The sequence below is a fragment of the Streptomyces sp. NPDC007896 genome, assembly GCF_042959425.1.
In the GTDB taxonomy this organism is placed as follows: domain Bacteria; phylum Actinomycetota; class Actinomycetes; order Streptomycetales; family Streptomycetaceae; genus Streptomyces.
The window spans coordinates 307,218-322,142 of the sequence record NZ_JBIBKX010000002.1; the positions used below are offsets into that span (position 1 = coordinate 307,218).

Annotated in this window: 13 protein-coding genes; 7 read left to right on the top strand and 6 right to left on the bottom strand. The window is 73.6% G+C overall.

The window, feature by feature from the left end; translation table 11 throughout:
* The first annotated feature begins 292 nt into the window (after nt 1–292).
* On the top strand, nt 293–1,084 hold the full coding sequence (locus tag ACFZDJ_RS09035; protein ID WP_391057264.1) for a L,D-transpeptidase family protein: 792 nt from the start codon (nt 293–295) through the stop codon (nt 1,082–1,084).
* A gap of 25 nt (nt 1,085–1,109) precedes the next feature.
* Here ACFZDJ_RS09035 and ACFZDJ_RS09040 read toward each other — a convergent pair whose 3' ends face one another.
* Nucleotides 1,110–1,529, bottom strand: coding sequence for a hypothetical protein (locus tag ACFZDJ_RS09040; protein ID WP_391057270.1), 420 nt, complete (start codon nt 1,527–1,529; stop codon nt 1,110–1,112).
* A 195-nt stretch (nt 1,530–1,724) separates the two neighbouring features.
* A complete protein-coding gene (locus ACFZDJ_RS09045) occupies nt 1,725–3,164 on the bottom strand; it encodes a hypothetical protein (RefSeq protein ID WP_391057273.1) in 1,440 nt (479 codons plus the stop codon).
* A gap of 113 nt (nt 3,165–3,277) precedes the next feature.
* On the opposite strand from ACFZDJ_RS09045, the gene ACFZDJ_RS09050 reads away from it, so the two are divergent.
* Nucleotides 3,278–4,516 carry a molybdopterin-dependent oxidoreductase gene (locus tag ACFZDJ_RS09050; RefSeq protein WP_391057276.1) on the top strand — a complete coding sequence of 413 codons (1,239 nt, stop codon included), beginning with the start codon at nt 3,278–3,280 and terminating at the stop codon, nt 4,514–4,516.
* A 382-nt stretch (nt 4,517–4,898) separates the two neighbouring features.
* Here ACFZDJ_RS09050 and ACFZDJ_RS09055 read toward each other — a convergent pair whose 3' ends face one another.
* From ACFZDJ_RS09055 to ACFZDJ_RS09065, 3 genes are read right to left on the bottom strand one after another with little or no spacing between them, the layout of a single operon-like run.
* Complete coding sequence (locus ACFZDJ_RS09055; protein ID WP_391057279.1) at nt 4,899–5,741, bottom strand: methyltransferase domain-containing protein; 843 nt, start codon at nt 5,739–5,741, stop codon at nt 4,899–4,901.
* Nucleotides 5,738–6,358 (bottom strand): DUF2064 domain-containing protein, encoded by a 621-nt coding sequence (locus ACFZDJ_RS09060; protein ID WP_390932964.1) that lies wholly within the window; start codon nt 6,356–6,358, stop codon nt 5,738–5,740. Before ACFZDJ_RS09060 ends, ACFZDJ_RS09055 begins: the two co-directional genes overlap by 4 nt.
* Nucleotides 6,355–7,176 carry a glycosyltransferase gene (locus ACFZDJ_RS09065; protein ID WP_390932965.1) on the bottom strand — a complete coding sequence of 274 codons (822 nt, stop codon included), beginning with the start codon at nt 7,174–7,176 and terminating at the stop codon, nt 6,355–6,357. Before ACFZDJ_RS09065 ends, ACFZDJ_RS09060 begins: the two co-directional genes overlap by 4 nt.
* A gap of 103 nt (nt 7,177–7,279) precedes the next feature.
* On the opposite strand from ACFZDJ_RS09065, the gene ACFZDJ_RS09070 reads away from it, so the two are divergent.
* On the top strand, nt 7,280–8,050 hold the full coding sequence (locus ACFZDJ_RS09070) for a response regulator transcription factor (protein WP_101399360.1): 771 nt from the start codon (nt 7,280–7,282) through the stop codon (nt 8,048–8,050).
* Between the two features lie 74 nt (nt 8,051–8,124).
* Nucleotides 8,125–9,255 carry an ATP-binding protein gene (locus ACFZDJ_RS09075; RefSeq protein ID WP_391057850.1) on the top strand — a complete coding sequence of 377 codons (1,131 nt, stop codon included), beginning with the start codon at nt 8,125–8,127 and terminating at the stop codon, nt 9,253–9,255.
* Between the two features lie 43 nt (nt 9,256–9,298).
* On the opposite strand, the gene ACFZDJ_RS09080 is transcribed toward ACFZDJ_RS09075, so the two are convergent.
* Nucleotides 9,299–10,318 (bottom strand): NAD-dependent epimerase/dehydratase family protein, encoded by a 1,020-nt coding sequence (locus ACFZDJ_RS09080; protein WP_391057282.1) that lies wholly within the window; start codon nt 10,316–10,318, stop codon nt 9,299–9,301.
* Nucleotides 10,319–10,582: 264 nt separating this feature from the next.
* On the opposite strand from ACFZDJ_RS09080, the gene ACFZDJ_RS09085 reads away from it, so the two are divergent.
* From ACFZDJ_RS09085 to ACFZDJ_RS09095, 3 genes are all read left to right on the top strand, one after another.
* On the top strand, nt 10,583–12,808 hold the full coding sequence (locus ACFZDJ_RS09085) for an MMPL family transporter (RefSeq protein WP_391057285.1): 2,226 nt from the start codon (nt 10,583–10,585) through the stop codon (nt 12,806–12,808).
* Nucleotides 12,809–12,935: 127 nt separating this feature from the next.
* On the top strand, nt 12,936–14,261 hold the full coding sequence (locus ACFZDJ_RS09090) for a histidine kinase (RefSeq protein ID WP_390932968.1): 1,326 nt from the start codon (nt 12,936–12,938) through the stop codon (nt 14,259–14,261).
* Nucleotides 14,258–14,914, top strand: a complete 657-nt coding sequence (locus ACFZDJ_RS09095) for a response regulator transcription factor (RefSeq protein WP_099942444.1) — start codon at nt 14,258–14,260, stop codon at nt 14,912–14,914. The genes ACFZDJ_RS09090 and ACFZDJ_RS09095 overlap by 4 nt, the downstream gene beginning before the upstream one ends.
* Nucleotides 14,915–14,925 lie beyond the last annotated feature (11 nt).

Genomic DNA, 14,925 nt, shown 5'->3' on the forward strand with positions numbered 1-14,925 from the left:
CCGAGCAGCACGCGTTCGGGGTCGAGCCCGTGGTGGCCGGCACGATCTCGTCGGTCACGGCTTGCGGACCGGGATCATGTCGGGCAGAGCGGCGCCGGCCGTCGCGTGGCGGATCTCCATTTCCGTCACCCTACCCGGGGGATATGAGCAAGGGTTCTCGCCTTACCGAAAGGCGCATTCCGGGCGTATACGTGTCCGCTTCAGGCTCACGCAGGGTTCAGTCACCGCAGCTGAGACGGTCCGCCGAGCGGAGCTGACCACTTCCTCACAAGTCACCCCCAGGCTGACGATCATGGCTTCCTCCATCCGTCGCCCGGCCTCCCCCCGACAGCGTCTCCGTACGCCGTTGATCGCCGCCGGGGCTCTGGTCCTGTCCGTCACGCTCGCCGGATGCACAGGCGCCGACGCCGAACGGTCCGTCGGCGCTCCCGGTACGACGCAGGCCAGGCCCGGGCGGCCCGCACCGGACAGCGCGGAGTCCGCCGAGCCGGTCCCACCGGCGCGGCTGCCGGGTGTCGGCCCCACGACGCTGGCCGGGATACCCGGGAACGCGCGGCAGGTCGTCCTGGTCACCGGCCGGGGCGAGGACTCCCCGGTGTCACAGGTGGTGCTGTACCGGCGTACGAGCGCGGGCTGGGAGCCGGGAGCGACCTGGCCGGCCCACAACGCCCTCAAGGGCTGGACGGACGACCATCACGCCGGTGATCTCCGCTCGCCCGTCGGCGTGTTCACCCTCACCGACGCGGGCGGACTCCGGCCCGACCCCGGTGCCAAGCTGCCCTACGACCGGTCGGTCGGGTTCACCATCGCCGGCACGGGCTTCGAGGGGGAGTCGCTGGCCGGCTCCTTCGACTACGTCGTCGCGATCAACTACAACCACGAGCCCGGCACTTCACCCCTCGACTGGACCCGCCCGCTCGGCGCGGGCAAGGGCGGCGGCATCTGGCTGCACGTCGACCACGGGGGCCCCACGCACGGCTGCGTGAGTCTGGCTCAGGAGCACATGAAGGAACTGCTGCGCACGCTGGATCCCGCCCAGCATCCGGCGATCGTCATGGGCGACGCCAAGTCCCTCGCCCGCTGACGTCCCTTTGTCCCCGGGGTGCTTGTCAGCGCGAGGACGGCGCCGGACTTCCCGCGGCGGTGGCGCCGGAGGTGGCGGTGGCGCCGGGGGCGGCGGAGGTGGCGGTGGTGGCGGACGCGGTGGCGGAGGCCCGCTCCTTCAGCCGCCGCTCCAGGGACGCGTTCGCCGTCTCCAGGGCGCGCGCGTAACCGGCGGCCTCGGCCGCGTCGAGACGGCCGCCCCGTTCGGCGACGGCGGACAGTGCGTCCAGCAGCGGGTGGAACACGGCGTCGTGGTCGGCCCTGTCGAGGGCGTCGAGCCGTTTCACCACCACGTCCCGCTCGGCGGAGGCCTCCTGGCCTACGTCCACGGCGGCCGCGGCCGTGCCGACAGGGCCGCGGACCAGCGCGGCGCCGGCCAGGGGTGGCTGGAGGACTGGGCGGGATCGGGATATGAGGAAATGCATGCGTGGTCCTTTCGTCGGCTGCTTCTTGGGCCCACCGTGAGATCCACGACCCCCCGCCGCAACCCGCCCCACGCCCCCGCCGCGCGCCCCGCTCCCTCCCCGGTAGGGCGCTGAACAGCACCTTCCCCCGGTGTGCCGCGACCGCCCCGGCCCGCCGCCATCCGGCTGAATTGATCACGGTCTCCGCTCCCGGTGTCACCAGCCGGTCAGCAGGAGGTGGTTGAGGAGCAGGGCCAGGGTGGCCTGGGCGGTGAGCCAGGCGCGGGGGCGGGGCAGGAACGCGCAGGTAGGCAGGAGCCACATCGCGAACGGCAGCCAGATCCGTTCCGTCTCCGCCTTGCTCATGCCGGAGAGGTCGGCGGCCAGGAGGGCGAGCAGGGCCGCGAGAGCGAGGAGGGCGAGGCGGGACTCGGGGGAGAGGACGTGGGGGCGGCGGAGGGCGCGGGGACCTTCGCGTACGGCCGTCGCGACCGTTCGGCGCAGGCCCGCCACCGTCGCCGGGCCCACGATCAGCGCCGTACAGGCGAGGTTCGCCCAGACCCAGTAGCCGTACGGCCGTACGCCGCCGACCCCTTCGTAGTAGCGGGTGACCAACAGGCGGTACGCCTCCCACCAGTTGAAGCCCAGCAGCGTGAACAGGAGGGGGACGACGGCCAGTCCGGCGAGGACGTACGGGAGGGGGCGGAGTCGGCGGGAGCCGAGCAGCAGGACGGCGGCGGCGATCACGGCGAACAGCGTCAGGCCGTAGGAGAGGTACGCGGTGAGGCCGAGGAGGAGCCCGGCGGCGAGGCCCGTCGCCCGGGGCCGGGGTCCGGTGACCGCGAGGGCGAGGAGGGCGACGGCCCAGGCGGCGACCGCGGCGAAGTAGCCGTCCGCGGAGGCGCCCACCCACACGGCGGCCGGGGCGAGGACCAGGAAGGGGGCGGCGCGGCGCGCGAGCTGCTCCGCGGCCAGCGCCCGTACGGCGACCAGGACCGCGGCAGGCGCCGCCGCCCCGGTCACGATGCACCACACGCCCGCCCAGCCGCCGCCGGCCAGCCCGGCCCGGTCGAGGAGCACGAAGGTGACGGTGGCCCCCGGCGGGTGGCCGGCGATGTGCGCGGGCCAGGGAGCGGGGGAGTGACTCACGATGTGGTGGGTGAAGTCCCGCAGGGTGGCGGGGATGTCGTGGAAGCGGTCGATGACCGTGAGGTACTCGTTCGTGGCCGTCAGCCGCCCGGCGATCCCCCGCTGCCACCCGTCGACCAGCGCGAGGGAGAACGTCCAGGCGGTGGCGGTGCCCCAGGACGCCCACAGCAGCGATCGCCACGGCAGACGCGTGGCGAGGAGCGGCCCGTAGACGACGACGGCGACGGCCACGGCGAGCGCGGCCGGGGTGCCGGGGCCGAGGTGCGGCTCCCACTGGGCGAACAGGGGAGGCCAGCGTACGAAGAGCGTGTGGTGGCGGCGTTCGATCGACGTGCCGACCAGCGCGGCGCCCGTGACGAGCAGGGCGGCGGCCAGGACGGCGGCCAGGTCGAGGAGCGGATCCCGGCGCCGGTCGAGCCGTCGATCGTGACGCCGGTCGGGGTGAGGAGCGCCGGGGAGATCGCGGGGACCGTCCGGGGGGAGGCCCTGGGGAAGATCGCGGTTCACATCCGCACGCTAGGCCGCGGACCGGCCGCCGGAGCCGCCGCAGTAGTGGATGTCAGAGTTTCGTCATGGTTCGCGGACCCGTTCGGGGGGTGTCGCGGTCCTACGGTCGGAGCATGCCACGGTCTCCCTCCTCCCCCGCGTTCTGGCGCAGCCCCTTGCGCGGCCCCTGGTTCACCTCGGTGCTCGGCGTCGTCCTGCTCGGCGGCATCACCGTGCTGTTCGTGACGGGTCTCGTGTCGTACGCCGCCTACAACCCGAACCTGTCGCCGGTGAACGACATGACCCCGGACAAGGGTCTGCTCGGCTTCTACCTCTTCTCCTGGCCGACGAACCCGTCCTGGCTGTACCGCCTCACCCAGGGCGTCCACGTCACCCTCGGGATCACGCTGATCCCCGTACTGCTGGCGAAGCTGTGGTCGGTCGTGCCGAAGTTGTTCGCGCTGCCGCCCGCCCGGTCGCTCGCGCACGCGCTGGAGCGGATCTCGCTGCTCCTGCTGGTCGGGGGTGCCCTGTTCGAGTTCACCACCGGCGTGCTGAACATCCAGCTCGACTACATCTTCCCCGGCTCCTTCTATCCGCTGCACTTCTACGGGGCCTGGGTGTTCTTCGCCGCGTTCGTGGCACACGCCGTGCTGCGGGTGCCCATGGCGCTGCGCAATCTGCGCCACCTCCGGGACGAACGCACCCCGGAAGAAGAGGAGTTGGTCTCACCGGACCCCACCCCGCCCACCGTCTCGCGGCGCGGCGCCCTCGGGGTCGTCGGCGGCGGATCGCTGCTGCTGTTCGCCACGACGGCGGGCCGCAACTTCGACGAGCCGCTGCGGGAGACGGCCGTACTCGTGCCGCACGGCGGCCCCGAACCGGGCAGCGGACCCGGCGGCTTCCAGATCAACAAGACGGCCGAGGCGGTCGGCATCGACATGCGCGAGACGTCCGGGGAGGCATGGCGGCTGGTCGTCGAGGGGCGCGGGCGCACGGTCCGGCTGAGCCGGAGCGAGCTGCTGGAACTCCCGCTCCACAGCGCCGCGTTGCCCATCGCCTGCGTGGAGGGCTGGTCGACCTCCGACCAGTGGTGGCGGGGGGTGCGGCTGCGGGACCTGGCGCGGCTCGTCGGATACGAGGAGGGCGCGGCGCCCGATGTGCTGGTGGAGTCGTTGCAGCGGCACGGGGCGTTCCGGCACGCGGCCCTGCGCGACAACCAGGTGCGCGACCCGCGCTCCCTGCTGGCCCTGTTCGCCAACGGCGAGGACCTGACCCCCGACCACGGCTATCCCGCGCGGATCATCGTCCCCGCGGCGCCCGGCGTGCTCAACACCAAGTGGGTGGCCCGGATGACGTTCGGAGAACTGTGATGCGACGGCCTGTGATGCGACGGCCTGTGATGCGACGGCCTGTGGTGCGACGGCCTGTGGTGCGACGGCCGTTCGGGAAGCCTGTCCTGGGCAGTCCGCTGCAGATCCTGCTGCTGGCCTGTTCGTTCGCGCTCGCCGGGTACGCCGGGGTGCGGCTGCTCGCGGGGGACTGGTTCGGGGTGGCGCTGTGGTTCGTGGGCGCGGCGGTCCTCCACGACCTGGTGCTCGTTCCGTTGTACGCGGGGGCGGACCGGGCCGTGGCGAGGGGTCTTGGCGCGGTAGGCCGCCGGGAGTGGACGGTCTACGTCCGGTTCCCGGCCGCGTTCTCGGCGCTTCTGCTGCTGATGTGGTTTCCGCTGATCAGCGGGCAGATGGCGGAGCACTACCGGTTGGCCACCGGGCTCTCGGGCGACGACTTCCTGGCCCGCTGGCTGCTGATCACGGCGGTGCTGTTCGGGGGCTCGGCGGCGCTGCTCGTACTGCGGCTGTTGCGGTCGTCCCGGTCATCGCGGTCGTCCGGGCCATCGCATCCGTCGCGGTTGCGCAGGGCGACGAACGAGCGGCCCCCGGCCGACCACTGACCCTCGCGGTGCCAGCCCGCGCGAGCCGCGTGGCGGAGCAGCGCCGGGGTGCCGAGGCGGGCCCACGGGAAGGCCGGCCCGTCCGTGCCCCGGGGGTCGGTGACCCGTACGATGCGGACGCTGACCCGTTCGTCGACGTCCACGTCCGCGAGCGTCTCGACGATCAACAGCCCGCCGGGGGTGAGGAGTTGGGCCATCCGGCGGAGCAGGGCGGCCGGGTCGCCGCCGATGCCGACATTGCCGTCGAGGAGGAGCGCGGTGTCCCAGCGGCCCTCACCGGGGAGCGGCTCGAAGACGGAGCGCCGCAGGGCCTGGCCGCCGAGCCGGGCGGTGTGCGCGACGGCCGCCTCGCTGACGTCGATGCCGAGCGCGGGCCGGCCCCGGGCGGCGAGTTCGGCGACGAGCCGCCCCGGCCCGCAGCCCACGTCGAGCACGGTCCCCTCGCAGCGCGCGAGCACCGTCAGGTCCACCGCGTCGGCTTGTGCGCACCAGCGCTCCACCTCCAGGGGCAGCAGCCAGCCGTCGGTGCGCCGGAGGAAGAGCGGGCCCCGGCCGGTGACCAGGGCGTCCGAGTAGGGGTCGGCGGACCAGGGGCGCGGGCCGGGCACCCCCGGCGGTGTCGTCGTCCCGTGCGCGGTGCTCATCGTCCGGTGGCCGTTCGCAGACGCCCGAGCTCGGCGGCGAAGCGGCTGCCGGGCGGCGCGACGGCGGCGACCGCCTCCGCGTCGGCGGCCGTGTCGACGTCCCGGAGACGGGGCAGGTCGCGCACGCGCAGGCCGGCGGCGACGAGCCGCTCCCGCTGCACCGCCCCCGTCGTGGGCGTCGACATCGGCACGCCCCGCAGCAGCTCCGGGTCGGGGGCGGCGAGCCCGAGGGCCCAGAAGCCGCCGTCCTCGGCCGGGCCGAAGTACGCGTCGCAGCCGGCGAAGTCCACGGTGAGGAGTTCGGGTGTCACCTGCGGTGTGTCCATGCCGATGAGCAGCGCGGGCCCGTCGCAGCCCGCGAAGGCGGCGGCCAGCCGTTCGTCGAGGCCGCCCGCGCACTGCGGTACGACGTCGAAGCCGGCCGGCAGCCAGTCGCCGGCCGCTCCGTCGAGCACGAGCACCCGGCGCCGTGCCGGGGTCGCCGCCACCGTGCGCAGGGTGTCCACGAGGGACGCCTCGGCGAGCAGCGCCGCCTCCCGGGGTGTGAACGGCGGGGTGAGCCGGGTCTTGACCCGTCCCGGCCGTGGTTCCTTGGCGATGACGAGGAGCGTCGTCACTGGCTGGTTCCTCCCTGGGAACGGGAATCCGTGGAGGTGAGGGAAGGGGCGAGGGCGGCGTGGGCGTGGCGCGGCGGCGCGGGCGGCTCGGCCAGGACGCGGCGCATGTCCCGTACCGCCTGCCAGGTGCCGCGCCAGGTGCCGGTGACCTTGGAGGCGCCGGTGCGCGGCAGATAGGGCACGTCGTGCTCGGTGACGCGCCAGCCGGCGTCGGCGGCGCGCACGACCATCTGGAGCGGGTAGCCGCTGCGGCGGTCGGTGAGGCCGAGGGCGAGCAGCGGTTCGCGGCGGGCGGCACGCAGGGGGCCGAGGTCGTGCAGGCGCAGTCCGGTGCGGCGGCGGAGCATCCGGGCGAGGGCGAGGTTGCCCGCCCGCGCGTGCGCGGGCCAGGCGCCGGGGCCCTGTGGGCGGCGCCGCCCGAGCACGAGGTCGGCCTCGCCGTCCTGTACCTCGCGGACGAAGGGCAGGAGCCGGGCCGGGTCCAGCGAGGCGTCGCAGTCGCAGAAGCACACGATGTCCGCGGTGGCGGCTCGCAGACCGGCGTGGCAGGCGGCGCCGAACCCGCGGCGCGTCTCGCGCACGACGGTCGCGCCGAGGCCGCGGGCCAGTTCCGCCGAGCCGTCCGTGGAGCCGTTGTCCACGACCAGCGCGCGCCAGCCGGCGGGGACGCGGGCGAGGACCCAGGGGAGGGCCTCGGCCTCGTTCAGGCAGGGGAGGACCACGTCGACCGGAGAGGGGAGGACCACGTCGACGGGCGCCGGGTCCGTGTCCGGGGGCTTGTCGGGGTCGGGTTGGGGAGAGGTCGTCACGGCTTTCACCCTACGAACGCGAAAGGGAGATTTCGGACTTCAGGTCCTTACGAAACACGGACGTCGCGGCGGGATCGCGGCACCCGGGTGCGGCCGGTGGGACGCTGGATTCATGCAGCAGCCGTACGAATCCGCAGGTACCGGACCTGCCCCCGGCGGGCCCGGGCGGAGCGCCCGCGTCCTCGTCGTCGACGACGATCCCACCGTCGCCGAGGTGGTCTCCGGCTACCTCGACCGCGCCGGGTACGTCGTGGACCGTGCCGCGGACGGGCCCGCCGCGCTCGCCCGTGCCGCCGCGCACTGGCCCGACCTGGTGGTGCTGGACCTGATGCTGCCGGGGATGGACGGCCTGGAGGTGTGCCGCAGGATGCGCGGCCACGGGCCCGTTCCGGTCATCATGCTCACCGCCCGCGGTGACGAGGACGACCGGATCCTCGGCCTGGAGGTGGGCGCCGACGACTACGTCACCAAGCCCTTCAGTCCTCGCGAACTGGTCCTGAGGGTGGAGTCGGTACTGCGCCGCAGCCGCCCCGCCGCAGGCGCTCGCCCTCTCCGGCTTGCCGGTCTCGCCGTCGACCCCGACGCCCGCCGCGCCACCAGGAACGGCGAGGATCTCGCCCTCACCATCCGCGAGTTCGATCTGCTCGCGTTCTTCCTCCGCAATCCCGGCCGGGCGTACAGCCGCGAGGACCTGATGCGCGAGGTGTGGGGCTGGGACTTCGGTGACCTGTCGACGGTCACGGTCCACGTGCGCCGGCTGCGGGGCAAGGTCGAGGACGATCCGGGCAGACCGCGGCTGATCCAGACGGTGTGGGGGGTCGGTTACCGCTTCGAGGAGCCCACGCCCGGCGAGGCCCCGACTCCCCGAGAGGAAGCGGTCTGACCATGCGAGCCATGCCCCTCACACACGCCGTGCAAGCCGCACACCCCGTGCAGGCCACACACGCCGTGCAGGCCATGCAAACCGTGCACTCCACGCGCGACATGCTGCTCATCGCCCTGTACGCCTTCCTCGGCGCCGCAGCGGCCGGGCTGCTCGGCGCGGGGGCGCTGTGGCTGATCCGGCGCCGGTCGCTGACCGTGTCCCTCGCCGTCGTCGCCGCCGTGGCGGTCACCGCGATGCTCGCGGGGACGCTGGCCGTCGCCTGGGCGATGTTCCTGTCCGCGCACGACCTGGGCGTGGTCACGACCGTGGTGGCCATGGCGGCGGTGGTGTCCCTGGCGACGGCGCTGTTGCTGGGGCGTTGGGTGGTGGCCCGCAGCAGGGCCCTCACCCTGGCCGCGCGCTCCTTCGGCGACGGCGGCGACTTCGCGGCCCCCGAGGGTCCCGCGACCGCCGAACTCGCGGCGCTGAGCCGGGAGTTGCAGGCGACCAGCGCAAAGCTCGCCGAGTCCCGCGACCGTGAACGCGCGCTGGAGACCTCCCGCCGTGAACTCGTCGCCTGGATCTCGCACGACCTGCGCACCCCGCTCGCCGGACTGCGGGCGATGTCGGAGGCGCTGGAGGACGGGGTGGCCGCCGACCCGGACCGCTACCTCCGGCAGATCCGCACCGAGGTCGAACGCCTCAACGACATGGTCGGCGACCTCTTCGAACTCTCCCGCATACACGCCGGGACCCTCGCCCTGTCCCCCTCCCGCATCTCCCTCTACGACCTCGTCGGCGACGCCCTCGCGGGCGCGGACCCGCTCGCCCGCGAGCACGGCGTACGCCTGGTCGGGGACCGTATCGAGCCGGTGCCGGTCGAGGTGGACGGCAAGGAGATGAGCCGGGTGCTGGGCAATCTCCTCGTCAACGCGATCCGCCGGACTCCGGCCGACGGCACGGTCGCGGTCGCCGCCGAGCGCTCGGACGCGGGGGTCGTCCTGTCCGTCACCGACGGCTGCGGCGGCATCCCGGAGGAGGACCTCCCGCGTGTCTTCGACACCGGCTGGCGCGGCACCCACGCCCGCACGCCTCCCGCCGGAGCGGGCCTGGGCCTGGCCATCGTCCGGGGCATCGTCGAGGCCCACCAGGGCCAGGCCGCCGTCCACAACGTCCCCGGCGGCTGCCGCTTCGAGGTCACGCTGCCGATGGCGAGGGCGTGAGGCGGGTGCCCATGGAGAGAGCGTGAGGCGCAGGCCCCGGCCGCTACTCTTCCGCTCCCCTGCTCTCCTGCTCCCCGCGCAGCCTCGCCGTCGCGAACTCCCTCATCCCCTCCGCGAAGTTGGTCTCGGGCTTCCAGCCCAGTTCGGCGCGCAGCCGTGCGGAGTCGGCCGTGATGTGGCGTACGTCGCCGAGGCGGTACTCGCCGGTCACCACGGGCTCGGGCCCGCCGTGGGCGGTGGCCAGGGCACGGGCCATCTCGCCGACCGTGTGCGGCTCGCCGCTTCCGGTGTTGTAGGCCGTGAGGGCCCCGGCGCGCGAACCCGCCTCCAGGGCCGCCACATTGGCCGCGGCCACATCCCGTACGTGCACGAAGTCCCGTCGCTGCCCGCCGTCCTCGAAGACACGCGGCGCCTCGCCCCGGGCCAGCGCGGACCGGAAGAACGAGGCGACTCCCGCGTACGGGGTGTCACGCGGCATCCTCGGCCCGTACACGTTGTGGTAGCGCAGCGACACCGCCGAACCGTCCGTCGACCGGGCCCAGGCCGCCGCCAGATGCTCCTGGGCCAGCTTGGTCGTCGCGTACACGTTCCGGGGGTCGGCCGGAGCGTCCTCGCGCACCAGGCCGGGTGTCAGTTCCTCGCCGCACCGCGGGCAGCGGGGCTCGAACCGTCCCGCGTCCAGATCGGCGACGGTCCGGGGCCCGGGGCGTACCGGCCCGTGCCACTCACAGCCGTACGCGCCCTCGCCGTACACGACCATCGACCCGGCGAGCACGAGGCGGCGCACCCCCGCGTCGGCCATCGCGGCGAGCAGCACCGCCGTGCCGAGGTCGTTGCGCGACACGTACTCGACCGCGTCGTCGAACCCCTTCCCCAGCCCCACCATCGCCGCCTGATGGCACACGGCGTCCATGCCCGCCAGCGCCGCGCCGACCGCCTCGGCGTCCCGTACGTCCAGGCCGTCGCGCAGGTCGAACGCGACCGCCTCGTGCCCTCGCGCGCTCAGTGCCTCGACGACATGGGACCCGATGAACCCGGCACCGCCGGTGACCAGTACTCGCATACGCCGAACGCTAGGACCGCGACCGTGGCGTACGGCAGCACCGCGCCCGTCACGTCACGGGTCCGTAAGACCCGCCGAGAGGCCCGGGGCCCACGCGGGCCGCAGCCGCGTCCCGTACACCGGCCGGATGACATCCGTATGGCACGGAAGTACTAACCGCCGGGCCGTATTCACCTCCGGAGTGCCGCCGAGTGGCGACCGGGCGTTCCTAGCCTGGCGCAAGGAGGCCACGAAGGCCTCTTTTCCCCTCTCCGGGAGTCATTCGTGGCCACGTTCCTCTATCGTCTCGGCCGGTTCGCGTTCCGGCGGCGACGACTTGTCCTCATGCTGTGGATAGCCGTCCTGGCGGCCGTCGGCATCGGTGCCGCCAGCGTGTCGGCCGGTACGTCGGACTCCTTCACCATTCCCGGAACCCAGTCCCAGAAGGCGCTGGACCTGCTGGGGAAGGAGTTCCCGGGGGCCTCGGCCGCCGGAGCCACCGCCCGTGTCGTGTTCGAGGCCCCGGACGGGCGGAAACTGACGTCCGGCGCCGACAAGGCCGAGGTCGAGGCTCTCGTCGCCGACCTCAGGAAGGCCTCCCAGGTCGCGGACGTCGCCGACCCGTTCACCGGCGGCACCGTCAGCAAGGACGGCTCCGTCGCCTACGCCCAGGTCACGTACAAGGTCGCCCAGGCCGACGTCACCGACCGGGCCCGCGCGGACCTGAAGTCCGTGGCCGACCGGGGCGACAAGGCGGGTCTCGCGGTGAGCATGGGGGGCAACGCCGTCCAGGTGAAGTCCGAGCAGAGCGCCGGTGAGCTGATCGGCCTCGCGGTCGCCGCCGTCGCGCTGGTCATCACCTTCGGCTCGCTGCTCGCGGCCGGACTGCCCCTGCTGACCGCGGTCTTCGGCATCGTGGTGGCGGTGTCCGCGATCACCCTCACCAGCGCGTTCGTGGACCTGAGTTCCTCCACCTCGACGCTGGCGCTGATGCTCGGCCTCGCGGTGGCCATCGACTACGCGCTGTTCATCGTCTCCCGCTACCGCGGCGAGATCAGGGAGGGGCACGAACCCGAGGAGGCCGCCGGACGCGCGCTCGGCACGGCCGGCTCCGCGGTGGTGTTCGCCGGTCTGACCGTGGTCATCGCGCTCGCGGGGCTCAGCATCATCGGTGTCGGCCTGCTCACCGACATCGGTCTCGGGGCCGCGGGCGCGGTCGCGATCGCCGTGCTCATCGCGCTCACCCTGCTGCCCGCCCTGCTGGGCTTCGCCGGTCCCCGGATCATGAAGGGGAAGCTCAAGACCCGCCGGATGCGGGCGATCGAGGAGCGCGGCGAGGGCGAACCCGCGGGCGTGCGCTGGTCGCGGTTCGTCACCCGCAACCCGGTCAAGGTCCTCGCCGTCGCGGTGGCCGCCCTGTTCGCCCTGGCCATTCCCGCCCTGTCGCTGCAACTGGCCATGCCCAGCGACAGTTCGGCCGCCCCAGGCTCCACCCAGCGCCTCGCCTACGACACCATCACCAAGGGGTTCGGGGCCGGCTACAACGGGCCGCTGACCGTGGTCGTCGACGCCCGTACGAGCGACGACGCCAAGGGTGCCGCCCAGGACGCCATCACCCTGCTCGACGCGATGCCCGACGTCGCCTCGGTCAGCCCCGCGACCTTCAACCAGGCCGGTGACGTCGCCCTGATCCGCGCCGTCCCGAAGAGCTCCCCCAGCAGCCAGCACACCGTCGACCTGGTCTCCGCCATCCGCGACCGCGGCACCGCCCTGCACGCGGACACCGGCGCCGAACTGATGGTCACCGGCACCACCGCGCTCAACATCGACATCTCCGCCAAGCTCGGCGACGCCCTCGTGCCCTACCTCGCCGTGGTCGTCGGCCTGGCCCTGGTGCTGCTGCTCCTGGTGTTCCGCTCGGTCCTGGTCCCGCTCAAGGCCGCCGCCGGGTTCCTGCTCAGCGTCCTGGCGACCCTCGGCGTCGTGGTCGCCGTCTTCCAGTGGGGCTGGTTCGCGGGCGCCCTCGGCGTCGACCAGACCGCGCCGATCGTGAGCCTGCTGCCGATCTTCCTGGTCGGTGTGGTGTTCGGGCTCGCCATGGACTACCAGGTCTTCCTCGTCACCCGGATGCGCGAGGAGTACGTCCATGGCGCCGAGCCCACCGAGGCGGTGGTCGCGGGCTTCCGGCACGGCGCCCGCGTGGTCACCGCCGCGGCGATCATCATGATCTCCGTGTTCGCCGGGTTCCTGCTCAGCGACACCGCGCTGATCAAGTCGATCGGCCTCGGTCTCGCCGTCGCCGTGCTCCTCGACGCCTTCGTCGTCCGGATGACGATCGTGCCCGCCGTCATGGCGCTGCTCGGCCGCCGCGCCTGGTCGCTGCCGCGATGGCTGGACCGCGTCCTGCCCGACGTGGACGTCGAGGGCGAGAAACTGCGCCATCTGCTGGCGAAGACGCAGGACACCGAGGGCACACGGGACTCCGAGCCCCTTCCCACCGCGAGGGGCTGACCTGTCGGCCGTACGATCCGCGGCAGGACGTACGGCCGCACCGGCCGTGACCATCGCGCCTCGTTCGCCGGTCCCCACTCCCCCGGGGGGCGGGCGGACGGCTTCCCGTACCGAGAGGGCGTACGACGTGACCGCACCGACCGCGCCCGGGCCGACTTCCCGCCCCGTCACGCCCGAGAAACTGCTGGGCGGGGCGCAGCACCGCTCGGACGTCGCGGTCCTGCAGTGGCTCACCCGGGTGAGACGGGCCGACCTGGCCCATCCGTGGGTCAAGCGGGTGACGGCGCCGCTCCTGTGCGCGGCGCTGGGCGTCCCGGCCCTGCGGGACGCGGCGGACGGCATCGGACGCGGCGTCCCCGTGGTACTGGCGCTGATCGCCGGATACTGCCTTCCCCTGCTGTGGCGGCAGCAGCGGCCCGTCCTGGTCTTCGCCCTCACCTCCGCCGTCGGCGCGGTGGGCCTCGCCCTGGACGTCAGCACGGGCTCCGAGGCCGCGCGGATCGTCGCGCTGCTCAACGTGGGCCGCAAGGTCGGGCCCGCCCAGTTGGTGGTCTGTATGGCGATCGCCGTCGCGCAGACGTCCGTAGGGGTCGTGGCCCGCGCCGCCGGCCAGCCGAACAGCTCGTTCCTGGAGACCGCGGTGCTGGCGATCGTGCAGGCGGCCCTCGTGGCGGCCGTCGCCGCGGCGGGCCTGGTCGGCCGGGTCGTGAACGCGTACGTCGGGGCCCTGCACGAACGCGCCTTCCGCCTGGAGGTGGAGCGCGACCAGCGGGCCCGACTGGCCGCCGCCGCCGAACGCGCCCGCGTCGCCCGGGAGATGCACGACATCCTCGGCCACACCCTCGCCGTCATCGTCGGCCTGGCCGGTGGCGCCGCCGGGCTCGCCGAGAAGTCCCCCAAGCGCGGTGCCGACACCCTGCGGATCATCGCCGACAGCGGACGCGGCGCCCTCGGTGAACTCCGCCGCCTGCTCTCCGTCATCGGTGAGGAAGGGGACGGGAGCGACGAACCGGGCGGCACCCCGCTCGCCCCTCAACCGGGCCTCGCCGACCTCGCAGCCCTCCTGGAACGGGTCCGGGCCGCCGGCCTCACCGTCACCCTGGACACCGAGGGCGACCTGACGGGCCTCGCCCCCGGTATCCAACTCGCCGTCTACCGCATCGTCCAGGAGGCGCTGACCAACACCCTCAAGCACGCCGCGTCCGACACCACCGCGCATGTCGGCGTCGCAGCGGACCGCGACCGCGTCCGCCTCACCGTCGACGACACCGGCCCGCCCCGCGCCCCGCGCGTCGACGGCGCCCGGGACGACGCGCGCGGTCTGGTCGGCATGCGCGAGCGGGCCGCCCTCTACCAGGGAACCGTCACCGCTGGCCCGAACACCCGTGGCGGCTGGACCGTCCGTGCCGTCCTGATCCCCACCACCGCTCCCACGGAGAACCATCCGGCATGACCACCGTGCTCATCGTCGACGACCAGGCCCTGCAACGCCTCGGCTTCAGCATGCTCCTGGAACAGCACTCCGACCTGACCGTGGTCGGCGAGGCCACCCACGGCGCCGAGGCGGTCCGTTCGACCGCCGAACTGCGCCCCGACGTCGTCCTGATGGACGTCCGGATGCCCGGCATGGACGGCATCGAGGCCACCCGCCGCATCGTGGAGTCCGGCGGCCGCTCCCGGGTCCTCGTCCTGACCACCTTCGACCTCGACGAGTACGCCTACGCCGCGCTGCGCGCCGGGGCCAGCGGCTTCCTCCTCAAGGACGCGCTGCCCGACGAACTCGTCGCCGGAATCCGTGCGGTGGCCGCCGGGGACGCCGTGATCGCCCCAGGCCTGACCCGCAAACTCATCGACGCCTACACCGAGCGACGCCCGGGGCACACCCCCGAGCAGGAGCGCCGGCTCGACGCCCTCACCGACCGCGAACGCGAGGTCCTCACCGCCATCGCCTCCGGCTGGAGCAACGCCGAGATCGCCGACCGCCTCTCCCTCGCGGAGTCCACCGTCAAGTCCCACGTCAGCCGCGTCCTCGCCAAGATCGGTGTACGGGACCGGGTGCAGGCGGTGATCTTCGCGTATGACGTGGGTCTGGTACGGCCGGCCTAGAACAACGGCTG

Bases quoted from the DNA above. Each gene is read 5' to 3' on its own strand.
- ACFZDJ_RS09035 (WP_391057264.1), top strand. From the start codon at position 293: ATGGCTTCCTCCATCCGTCGCCCGGCCTCCCCCCGACAGCGTCTCCGT.
- ACFZDJ_RS09040 (WP_391057270.1), bottom strand. From the start codon at position 1,529: ATGCATTTCCTCATATCCCGATCCCGCCCAGTCCTCCAGCCACCCCTG.
- ACFZDJ_RS09050 (WP_391057276.1), top strand. From the start codon at position 3,278: ATGCCACGGTCTCCCTCCTCCCCCGCGTTCTGGCGCAGCCCCTTGCGC.
- ACFZDJ_RS09055 (WP_391057279.1), bottom strand. From the start codon at position 5,741: ATGAGCACCGCGCACGGGACGACGACACCGCCGGGGGTGCCCGGCCCG.
- ACFZDJ_RS09070 (WP_101399360.1), top strand. From the start codon at position 7,280: ATGCAGCAGCCGTACGAATCCGCAGGTACCGGACCTGCCCCCGGCGGG.
- ACFZDJ_RS09075 (WP_391057850.1), top strand. From the start codon at position 8,125: ATGCAAACCGTGCACTCCACGCGCGACATGCTGCTCATCGCCCTGTAC.
- ACFZDJ_RS09080 (WP_391057282.1), bottom strand. From the start codon at position 10,318: ATGCGAGTACTGGTCACCGGCGGTGCCGGGTTCATCGGGTCCCATGTC.
- ACFZDJ_RS09095 (WP_099942444.1), top strand. From the start codon at position 14,258: ATGACCACCGTGCTCATCGTCGACGACCAGGCCCTGCAACGCCTCGGC.